Source organism: Nitrosomonas sp., assembly GCF_019635155.1.
Taxonomy (GTDB): Bacteria; Pseudomonadota; Gammaproteobacteria; order Burkholderiales; family Nitrosomonadaceae; genus Nitrosomonas.
Genome location: NZ_JAHBZY010000032.1, coordinates 1 through 10319 on the forward strand (window position 1 = coordinate 1; position 10319 = coordinate 10319).

9 protein-coding genes are annotated in these 10319 nt (G+C 49.6%); 4 read left to right on the top strand and 5 right to left on the bottom strand.

Annotated elements, in window-relative coordinates:
* Nucleotides 1-168: 168 nt before the first annotated feature.
* Nucleotides 169-390, bottom strand: a complete 222-nt coding sequence (locus KF839_RS14320) for a DUF433 domain-containing protein (protein WP_292918508.1) — start codon at nt 388-390, stop codon at nt 169-171.
* A gap of 679 nt (nt 391-1069) precedes the next feature.
* Between KF839_RS14320 and KF839_RS14325 the strand changes: the two genes are divergently transcribed.
* Both KF839_RS14325 and KF839_RS14330 read left to right on the top strand, forming a co-directional pair.
* On the top strand, nt 1070-1717 hold the full coding sequence (locus tag KF839_RS14325) for a hypothetical protein (protein ID WP_292918509.1): 648 nt from the start codon (nt 1070-1072) through the stop codon (nt 1715-1717).
* Between the two features lie 72 nt (nt 1718-1789).
* Nucleotides 1790-2992 carry an energy transducer TonB gene (locus KF839_RS14330; protein ID WP_292918510.1) on the top strand — a complete coding sequence of 401 codons (1203 nt, stop codon included), beginning with the start codon at nt 1790-1792 and terminating at the stop codon, nt 2990-2992.
* 309 nt (nt 2993-3301) lie between these two features.
* Here KF839_RS14330 and KF839_RS14335 read toward each other — a convergent pair.
* Nucleotides 3302-4419, bottom strand: a protein-coding gene (locus KF839_RS14335; RefSeq protein ID WP_292918511.1) for an IS3 family transposase whose coding sequence is annotated in 2 segments (ribosomal slippage) — nt 3302-4167 and nt 4167-4419 — 1119 coding nt in all. Because the reading frame shifts where the segments join, the coding sequence is not laid out codon by codon here.
* A 350-nt stretch (nt 4420-4769) separates the two neighbouring features.
* Between KF839_RS14335 and KF839_RS14340 the strand changes: the two genes are divergently transcribed.
* Entirely contained in the window at nt 4770-5462 is a 693-nt protein-coding gene (locus KF839_RS14340; RefSeq protein ID WP_292918512.1) for a DUF2441 domain-containing protein, read from the top strand.
* Nucleotides 5463-5558: 96 nt separating this feature from the next.
* Here KF839_RS14340 and KF839_RS14345 read toward each other — a convergent pair whose 3' ends face one another.
* From KF839_RS14345 to KF839_RS14355, 3 genes are all read right to left on the bottom strand, one after another.
* Nucleotides 5559-6422, bottom strand: a complete 864-nt coding sequence (locus KF839_RS14345; RefSeq protein ID WP_292918513.1) for an HNH endonuclease — start codon at nt 6420-6422, stop codon at nt 5559-5561.
* Between the two features lie 81 nt (nt 6423-6503).
* Nucleotides 6504-8669, bottom strand: a complete 2166-nt coding sequence (locus KF839_RS14350; protein ID WP_292918514.1) for a KAP family P-loop NTPase fold protein — start codon at nt 8667-8669, stop codon at nt 6504-6506.
* Nucleotides 8670-8832: 163 nt separating this feature from the next.
* Nucleotides 8833-9558, bottom strand: coding sequence for a hypothetical protein (locus tag KF839_RS14355; RefSeq protein ID WP_292918515.1), 726 nt, complete (start codon nt 9556-9558; stop codon nt 8833-8835).
* Between the two features lie 259 nt (nt 9559-9817).
* Between KF839_RS14355 and KF839_RS14360 the strand changes: the two genes are divergently transcribed.
* Entirely contained in the window at nt 9818-10063 is a 246-nt protein-coding gene (locus KF839_RS14360; protein ID WP_292918516.1) for a plasmid mobilization protein, read from the top strand.
* Nucleotides 10064-10319 lie beyond the last annotated feature (256 nt).

The window sequence follows — 10319 nt, forward strand, 5'->3', positions numbered from 1 at the left end:
GAAGCAGAGCCAGCGCTCTGCTCTTGCGCCCAGGCGAAGACCTGTTCATCGGCCTTCCCGGGCAATCCCACATCGCCGGTGCGAAAGGCCGTCTTCGTCGGCCGCAACAACTTCAGCCGCGATGCGATAGACTCGGGAACATTTTGAGGGGACAGGATGGTCAGGCGGTCAGGCACGCGGAATGACTTTCGCTTCGTCAATCACCTGACTGGCATACTCAAGCGCGGCAGTGACATCGTGGGTCGTCAGCCCGGGGTAGGCGTCAATAATCCCGGCTATGGTATAGCCACCGGCCACCATGCCGAGGATGTTCGTCACCCTAATGCGGGTGCCCCGAACCGTAGGCTTTCCGCTGCAGATGTTTGGATCGACAACGATACGATCATCCACCACGCTCTCCTCGCCGGCCCGTCAACTGCATCAAACGCTATGCTCATACACCTAGGCTGTCAAGAAAGCCCTCAACGGCATACTGGGAGAGGAACTGCTGCAGGCCAAGAATCGAGAGCACCAAGGCCTAACAAGAGAAGGCCAGGGGTTTGCGCAGGAACACCATATGAGCCCGCTTGCGCTGGCTTGCTTTCAGTCCAGAATGAAGGAGACGTGGAGCCGGCGAGTGGAATCGAACCACCGACCTGCGGTTTACGAAACAGGCCAGGACAATTTTTGAAATGCTCGGTGTATCAAATGGTTTCCCCGTTTTAACTGCGAAAACAGGTACTTGCGTGCATTCTATTGATTCGATGGATTCGAGGGGTACAGGTGGGTTTTGAAACTTTTTAGCACAAATTTAGCACAAGTTTGATGAAGGTCTTTGGCTCGGACACAGTGGGATTCGCGATTCACAAACTCTCTAGCGCCCATCATACTGGGTGACTGCTGCAGTTCCCTCATGTTTTCGCAGAGCTACCTCCGCGACGCAAAGAATCAAAGAATAGTGGGTAGCTTCGCAGCCACGATGCTTCTCAGTACCTTCCTTGAATACTGTCGGCCTCCAGACTAAAGTATCCGCCGCTGCATTTCCCAACCACTAACCATTACTTCCCCGCATTAAGTAGAGGAGGCTACCGTGGCAGAACGGCGTGACACATTGCACATTGCTCTCTTGATGATTTTGGGATACGCAAGCATCTCGCCACTTCCCCTATGGGCTGAAAGTCAGAGCAACCCCGCCTTATCCGCTCCTCCAGCTGAGAGTCATGACCAGGCCGAGATTCGGAAGGAGTTTTTGGCTAAGGTTGCTGAAGCAAGTTCTATAGCGAGAAAGAAGGAGGCTTTGATAGAAGCCTACACGCAAGAGGCGTATCTTCGGAACAAATTGCAGGACCACCTAGAAAAATTGGAATCGCAAACCACATCACTGCGATCAGCGGCAGTCTCCCCTAGTCCAGGTCAGCGCTATCAGCTACAAATCTTTCTTACTAGAACGCGTGAGTTTCAATATAGGTTAACCCAAAATCACTTTTTGATGGATACTCTCGTCGCGGAATACGATGTATTGTCACGGATGGAAGAGCTTGAGGGCAGCTATAGATCCAAAGGAATAACCAAAGCTGACTTTGCAGTCGAAGATCGGAACCTGAGGGAACAATTAGCTCATATCCATGCTGACCGCCAAATGAATTATTTTAGAGAAGATCTGGTGGTTGAGCTTGTTGAGATTGAAAGGCAGATCTTGAGCATGAGCGAAAGCCTACGTTCGAGTTCCGCACGATAGGAAACACGTCTGGAACTGCTGGCTAAAAAATAAGGACGTGTTGTATTGAAGACCAATGAGCGGGATGTGCGCATGAAAAAGATCACCACTAGTAGGCCTTCGGACAGGCAGGATTTATCGCTTCTAAAGTGCTTCGTTACTTTATTTGCTGGTGCGATATGGGTTTTCGCTCTATCGGTCGCTACCGAAGAAACTTCCTCTGCTGTTGAGGGATCCTTAGAGCAGGGGGCACCGTGTAGCGTTGCCGATCTGCTCCCTCTTTTAGCAAGAGTTCAAGACCCGGAGCCGGTACAAAAGCTCCGGTATTTGGCCCAGGTCCAGACTCGAATCAGAGGATTTTGGTCGGGGGCACCCTTCGGCAAGAACAGCCCAGTGAGGCCAGTTGAACTATTATTCCGCCTTAATCGAGATGGTCGCATAGACAAGATTGCAATCACAAAATCTTCTGGGGACGATTATTACGATATGGCTGCCCTGAGAACCGTGCAGAGCGCTATACCTCTACCCCCTATGCCGCCTGATATGTCTGAAGACTATCTTAATTATGGGTTAACATTTTCTCCGGGCGAAGAAAGAACTCTTCCAAGCGAATTTCGAGAGATTCTTTTAGACAATCAAAAGCGCCGTGAAAGAGATCGTATCGCCGCGGACATCAGGCTTTCGACAAACCCTCGAAACAATGCCTGCCGAAATCATCTGGAGGCCTCGTTCTTGATCGTTCAAGACATCCCAGACACCCAAGAAGAGCTGGATACGCTTCACCAGCTGCTGAGAGACCTACCAGCGGCAGACGAGCGAATGGCGGCCTTCGAAGTGTGGGACCTTCAGCCCATGGCCCAGCACCTTTACCAGAGGATCATCAATAAAGAGGAGCAGATTAAGAAAAGACTGGCTGGCGTCAATCGAATGCAACAATTTGAAGTTGCGTGTGAGCAGATAATAAGTGGGGCCAAGTTTCCCTTGCACTTGCGGAATGAATCCGTCAGTTCGACTCGGCACGAGACTAAAACTCTTGGACGTACATATTGCACAGCTGTTGATGGAGGGGGAACGGTTGATTTTCGCATCACCGACGATAAGTCCTCCGTCGCAAGCCTTTCGGTGAAGACAATCAAACGCAGTTTTGTCGTAATTTTTAAGAAGAAGATGAACGAGGATTTGACTGAAGCATGGGTTCCTGTCGAGGTTCAAACACCCTCGGACAGGAAGTTAATAGACGGTGAATCTAGCACCTCCTTTATGGATCGATTGCCAGAGCTGGTTAGCAATAAATAGCTTCTCTAGTTCATATAGCACCCTGACGAATCAGGACAGGAAAATTCTGAAACGCTCGGTGTATCAAGCGGCTTCCCCATTTTTTGCAAAAACAGGCACTTGCAAGCATTCCATTGTTTCGATCGATTCGAGGTGTATAGGCAGGTTTTGAAAATTTTTAGCACAAATTTAGCATACCGACATGGAGTGGGGTAACCGTAGGCATCCCACATCTACTGCCGAACATACTGCCTCCGAAATTCATCATCGATCTAGACACAAGCGGCCATCGCGGCCGCTCAACCCGCGCTCGGAGCGTAAGCTCCCCCGTCAAGGCGACACTGCCAATGGAGAACTTCGGGCTTCAAGATTGGCTCGATACGTGGCTGGCGGCAGGCCGGCCAACGCGTCATGGGGCCGCTCCTCATTGTAACTCTGTAACCATTCCTCGGTGATCTCCCGCACCTGTTCGAGTGATTCGAACACATAGGCATTGAGCACTTCGGTGCGATAGGTGCGGTTGAATCGCTCGATGAACGCGTTCTGATCCGGCTTCCCGGGCTGGATGTACCACAGTGCGATCCCGCGTTCTGCGCACCAGGTCATGAAACGCTCGGCAATGAGTTCCGGACCATTGTCCAGCCGAATCGCCTGCGGTCGTCCACGCCAGGCCACCACTTGCTCCAAGACGCGAATCACGCGTTCGGCCGGGAGCGACGTATCAACCTCGATCGCCAAGCCTTCCCGCACGCCCTCATCGAGCACGTTGAGGGTACGGAACCGGCGACCGCCGTAGAGCGTGTCGCTCATAAAGTCTACGGCCCACGTGGCATTCGGCTGGGGCACGACGACCAACGGTTGGCGCAGCCGAACTGGCAGCCGCTTCTTGGTCCGTCGGGGCAAATTTAGCCGCAACTGACAGTACACCCGCCAGAGGCGCTTATGGTTCCACGGATGGCCGAGGTTCCGCAGCCGATCGCAACACTTCCAGACCCCCCACCGACTCTTGGCCGCCACGAGCGTGGTCAACGCCGCGATCACCGACGCATCCCGACGGGCCCAATCCACGAGCGGCCGATAGTACGTGGCCCGATGCAATCCCACTGCCCGACAGGCCCGCTGAACCGGAAGGCCGTTCACCGTCACGAGATGCGTGACGACCTCCCGCCGTTCAGCAGGCCCTAGAGCTTTTTTGCGATGACATCCTTCAGGGCCAGATTCTCCAACGACAGATCGGCATACATCCGTTTGAGCCGACTGTTCTCGTGCTCCAGCTCTTTGAGGCGCTTCACATCCGACGCCTCCAGCCCCCCGTATTTGGCCTTCCACTTGTAGTAGGTGGCGGAGCTGATGCCGTAGTGCCGCCAGATCTCATTGACCGGCCGGCCAGCATCCGCTTCTTTCAGGATCGACACAATCTGCGTTTCGGTGAACTTCGACTGACGCATGGAAACCTCCTGGCTAGGGTGACGATTGTGCCAGAAAGTTCTCCTTATTAAGTGTCGTGGTTTACGGGGAGCTTACGGGAGCACCAGCCATTTATGATACCGCAGCGGCCATTTAAGAAATGGATGAGACCATTTAGTTTGTATGCGTCAATGCCATGGCGGCGATCAACCCTTTGAGCTAAAATTCGACTCTTCGTATTCTTTGTTGAAAAAGTCGGCATGAAAGTTTTGGCCCAACCGCAGGTCTGGGTGGCATTGCAGGACGCGAGAACCCGCTGGGAATCGGTGGGTGGTGAGCATCCGCACGTGATCAACCGGCCCTCACAAGAATGACTTGAATAGGGACACGCATGCTCGAGAACATTTCCGACGGAACGTTTTTCCATCTGAATTCGAACGCCAACGGTTCTCTACATTCTCCCATGATGGTCGGCGACATCGTTCAAGTGGGCAGTAAGTCGAATCCCTTCTTCGCATTCTTGGAAAATCTCTCCTTGACATATCAAGTGACCAATAGTGAGCGAGGCACTGTTGAGAACATACCAGCTTTAACGTTTTTGCGACGCGTTGAGGGGAAAAACATAACTACATCCGCTTTACCCGCCATAGCCTTCCACACCGCTAAATGTTTTCTTCACCTCGCTCGCGAAATGTATTGGGAGAAGGTGAGGCACGAAGAATTTCCGGAGGCACCGTCACGGCAGCGAGGTATCTGGTTAGTGAGGACCTATGAGGATGCGAAAAGGTGGGCGAACCATATGGGATGGCACCCTGCAGTATTTCGCATTGTGAGAGTGACGGCGTCAGGTCGTGCGCTAAATACCGACGGAAACCGTATACCCGACAACTGTGAACCTCTGGCTATATGGCATGAGAAGGCTCAGGCGTATTGGATGGGAAAGGACTCGGATCAACCACTCCCGGAAGTACTCTTTGAGGGCACCCTGCGAGTGGAGGAGATCATGCCGTTCAGAGATACCGGCAGTGACATTAGTGGGGCGGGAATATCCGCAAAACCGAATCCTGAGGCCATACTAGAATAGACGAGAAGTCGGCAGAGGGAGTGGATCGTGGAGTAGTATCGATACTCCGGCGAGTCAATCTATGGTTAAACTTGACCTGATACTTTGCAAGATGCATTACGAAGGAATTAATGTTTCCAGAGGTCTGGACTCCCCTGATTTATGAATCATGGCGTGACAATTAGCGCACACTACAGCGAGATCAGCCAGGTTCGAACTACTTCCCTTGTCTGGCATTGAGCCCAATGGCTTAAGATGGTGAACATGCGCATAACCCATTCCCAACTCACCGTAGCGCTTACTGAAATCGAAGCCACAGCGGGGAACTTCGCATTTCAACTTACCTTTGTTCAAACTCAAGACTTGACGGATTTTGGCGCGTCTTAAACGATGCTCACGTGATCGATGTACAACAAAGCGGCGCTTCAGAACCCCTTCGAACCCATCGAAGTCAGAATCCGTCTCTATAATATCTTTTTTCTTCCTCACCTGTAACCGTGACAGATTCGTCAATAGCTGGTTAAATTCTTTGCGTAATAAGGGATACTCCTTGCCCTTAGTGTCTCTTCTCCATGCCCAACGACGTAAACCCTGGCCACTAGGCCAGTGGCCTAGCGTCGTACGACGCTGTGATGGAATTAGAATTGCCTTATTGCACACAGCTACCGCCCAATCATCATCCATCTCAACTCGTGCATCGACATAAATCCCAACAATCTTAAGCTGATTGCTCTTCCTGTTACGTGCAACAAAAACAACATTCAGTCGTTTACCACCTAATTCACCGCGACCGATTCCGCAACGGTAAAGTCCGTCTTTATCAGGATGGAATGCGGAGGCCTCAGAAATAACTGCTGACGGTCTCTTGAAGTACGAAAAATCCCCTTCAATAGGTTCGGTACCGTCATAACGTTCTGCCCATCCAATGTAAACGAACAGGATCGATAATTCGACTTGCTTGAGCCTCATTCCATGCACCATTGATGACCTACTTCGATGTTAGAGGAGGACAAATATGCATCCCTCGATCGGATTAGTACGCATTTTTAGGATATTACGAACTTATTCTCCTGATATTTCCGCGTCGGTTTTCATTTCACACGCTTTTAGCCATGCGCTAACAATCTCTCGGGCCGCAAGGGAATCACCAGACCAATCAAAGGTCTGTATACATTTTTGAATATTTTCGGTTGGCACAAAATTGACAATCCCTTCTAAACTGGTTTTTCTGACCTCCCCGCGATGACTCGTCACCCATGAACTAATAAATGCTCGAAGTATATTAAATAGCCCATTTTTTTCAGACATTGTCCTTTCCATCCACGCCTTAGAGTCGTCGGGGTCAATCCTATACCAGTCAAAAAGTATCCAGGTCATCCTAGGATGGTTAAGTAATTTGCCGGACTTTGCGACCTCGCAAATTTTCTCCAAACATATACTTTGTATTTCAGATGCGAATTCACGAATGCCTGCTGCTGAGGAACTCAACCCTCTGGCGATGTGAAAAGAAAAGAAAGCAAGAGGCAGAATAATTCCATTCGTTTTCTTGTAAGCGTCCAGGATGGCAGCATCACTATTGTAGGCTGTCATTATTGAATTGAGGAGTTTTGCTGCTCTCCTTTCAGGCGATGCGATTCTGTAGTTTGTTTGCACTTCTGAAAGTAGTTCGCCGAGATCAAAGAGCGCTGTTATAAATTTCCCAACTTTAGCCTTTTCCAGATACTGTAAATTTGCCTCCAGTCGATCGAACAATATGTCAAAGAGACCTTTATCTATATATGCTTTGAACATGTTGACCAAAAGATCCTCATCGCCTGCTTGTCGGTACAGCGCACTTATCTCTGCCTGCGGTATATCAGTACTCGGTATATCAAAGTAAAAGTATCGATCGAAAATAACCGGATCGCATATCCTTAGATTTTGCAATATGGACTCGCGAGTTTCGTTTGTGTAGGTAAAATCAAACTTATTTACGCTAAGGATAGGGAACAACCCTCTCAGCATACCCTCTACATGGCCACGGTTTTCTGGTCTGCTAGCACCTGAGATCTGACCGAGAAGCAACTCAGTCTTTTCAACTCGGCCATCTTCACCTGAAGTACTTTCAACGTCCTTGGTCACGAGTTCCTTTGCAGCATGAAGCGCGTGATAAACTCCTGGTTCGAATACCGCAAAGATTTGAACGGCAATTAAATCAACAGGGTTGATTTCGGCGATCTCGGCATTTCTAAACATACTCATATAAAAGGCTAAGTTCGAAATTAGCTTATTGATCTCGCGCACACTTCCAAAAAAATACTTCGCGCCATCAAGGAAAATGCCATCCCACCGTGGGTATTGCGCTTGAAATAGTTCATCAAGTGAGTTTTTCTTAACCAGATCCCAAAGCTCTAACTCCAGAAGCTCTTTCAGCTTGCTCGGCTCAACCTTGGGCACTTCAAAGCCAACTTGCACTATCTTCTCCATATAGGCGCGTCCGCCTTCAAGAGATGATTCGACATAATCCCTGTGAAAAAGCATCAAGTATGTCACGTTAGGAAAGTCGCCGTTTGCCTTAACAAGTCGAAACAAAAGTCGTATTTCATCAGGAATCAAGCGGTCGATATCGTCAAGGACGATCAGGAGCGGCTTTTTAATCGCTAGAAGGCTGGCAGCAAGTTCGGCCTTCTGAACTTGTAACGGTTTATCTGGTTCGGAAGAGGCCTTCTCTAAACCCTCAGCACCTTCTTTGGCTAAATCAATTGCTTCTTGGAATGGCCTCAATACAGGCTCTGCTGGTATCCCCCAAAATGGAGCTACAAACCTCACCCCCTTGAGAACCGTACTTCCCAACGTGAGTGCCATAGCATAGTTTTTGAACAAGGAAACTCGCTTTTTCCCTTCCGCAGATGAGTCAGCTTCACCTAAAGCTAGCGCAACCTCCGAAAAAAATCCCATCGTCAGCTGCTCTTGTCCAGACCATTGCCATGGGTTGAATTCAACGACAATGGGGCATGTGGCTTTCTTCTTGCTAAGTGAATCTAGAATCATATTCTTGATCGAAGTCTTTCCGCTTCCCCATTGACCATACAAAGCTATGCACAAACTATCATCGCCTTTCCGGCCTTTTATAGCAGCGGCCATAGACTCGGCGAACCCCTTCCTGCTCAACTTGTCTTCACGCAGTCTACGTATGGCCTGATCGCCTGAAAAGATGCTTTTTCGACTAACAGCAGATGACTTTGACATTTTCATTCCTCTATCAACGCAGGACACCCCGAAATGACATTCCTACTAGTGCTGCTACAACGATTACGCTAACTGGGCTCACGTTCCGAAAGAAGTCTAAGTGGATCAACGTCTCAATATTTTCTGCTCCACGTAAAAAGAAAACAAACCGCAATAGGCATCACTAATTACGGGTATGAAACTCCGGTGTATTAAGGATATGTCTAAGCATAACTTCGCTCTTCCCTAACACTTCTACCAATCGAAGTAAAAATGTTAGCAATAGATTGAGACCAACATATAATTCAGCAGCAAGCTTGTATATTTCCATCGGATCGATGTTTTCAATCACTTCCATTTGTTTCCCGGCGTCGCGGTCCCTGTGCGCCCCTGCAAACGACCGTAGTTGCTTTAACAGTCTATGATTAGATCGCAAAAATGTATTAAGTTTGCCGCTTATGACCTTCAATTCTTCATCAGCGTTATTCCATACAGGTAATGCTTGCAGAGTTGTACGGAACTCTTTTCCAAGCAGTTGAGGCAAATCTTCGGCGGATTCGTAGAGAATCACGGCAAGCTGTCTGGCCGTAAATCTCTTCTCCCAGGTTCGGTAGGCCACTGCGTAATGCCTGCTAATAACGGCGATATCATAATCGAGAACGAACACATACAAACTTACGTTATAAATTCGTTCGTAGTGAAGTAGCCCTCGCTCTTTTGCCTCTTTATGTTTTGAGTGGATCATGGAGATGACCTTCTCTCTCGAGGGCAATCTCTTTCTTTCCTCTCTGCGCATCCGTCTGAGTTTCCACCACATCACAGACCTGACCACTACTTCACCCAACCTCGATACAAGAGGACCAAATTTGTCTAATTCCTCCGGTGTCATCGAGCCTAAATTCTTCGGCATTACTTTGACTCCATCAGTTAGCCTCTAAACATTCTTGGAAGTATTCAGCAAGGATAATGGGAGAGGGCAAAACATTGTATCCGAGAATCGTATGAGATGCCTGCACGGCAACCCAGACAAGATAGCTTCTTACCGTTTGGCCCAAGTGCCAAAAGGCAAATCAACCCGCATCCCGCTATAGCTACCCTCGCCACCACGCCATTGACCCTCACTAGATTTGTAGTATACTATGTACTACATTCACATAAGGGAGGATCCTATGACAGACGAAGCAAAGACAGAGACACTTCAATTCAAAGTCACCGAACAAGAACGCAAGCTCATTGAGAAGTGCGCTCAAGACGAAAGCACGACCGTCTCCAAATACGTGCGTGGCGCCGTGCTCATGAGCCTGGTAATGGATGGGAAGGCTGAGGCCATCAAGATTGTGGCCCGAGAGGTCGGAGAGAAAGCCTTTGGGGTCGTCCGACAGAAGCTTGTTCGACCGACACAGGAAGGACGCTAATAACAGTGCTAACCGTCTCCCCATTAATGGACAAAGCCGGTCCGCGCCGCATGCCGCCAGGCTGCGGGGCGGAGCGGAATGGCCCCCGTCTTGGTAACACGGGGGCGCTACCTACAGCGCTCAGTACAGGAGTTCGATAGGTTCCATGGATTCTGGCTTCACCCTCACGATTGATTGGCTGGCCTTTACCGTCCTAGCCAGTAACCCCCAAGAGACCATGCGGGTATTGGGTGGAGACTGGAGTAAGGCTAAAGGT

Excerpts from the sequence above, each read along its gene's own strand:
- KF839_RS14330 (WP_292918510.1), top strand. The coding sequence starts at position 1,790 with ATGAAAAAGATCACCACTAGTAGGCCTTCGGACAGGCAGGATTTATCG.
- KF839_RS14340 (WP_292918512.1), top strand. The coding sequence starts at position 4,770 with ATGCTCGAGAACATTTCCGACGGAACGTTTTTCCATCTGAATTCGAAC.
- KF839_RS14345 (WP_292918513.1), bottom strand. The coding sequence starts at position 6,422 with ATGGTGCATGGAATGAGGCTCAAGCAAGTCGAATTATCGATCCTGTTC.
- KF839_RS14350 (WP_292918514.1), bottom strand. The coding sequence starts at position 8,669 with ATGTCAAAGTCATCTGCTGTTAGTCGAAAAAGCATCTTTTCAGGCGAT.
- KF839_RS14355 (WP_292918515.1), bottom strand. The coding sequence starts at position 9,558 with ATGCCGAAGAATTTAGGCTCGATGACACCGGAGGAATTAGACAAATTT.
- KF839_RS14360 (WP_292918516.1), top strand. The coding sequence starts at position 9,818 with ATGACAGACGAAGCAAAGACAGAGACACTTCAATTCAAAGTCACCGAA.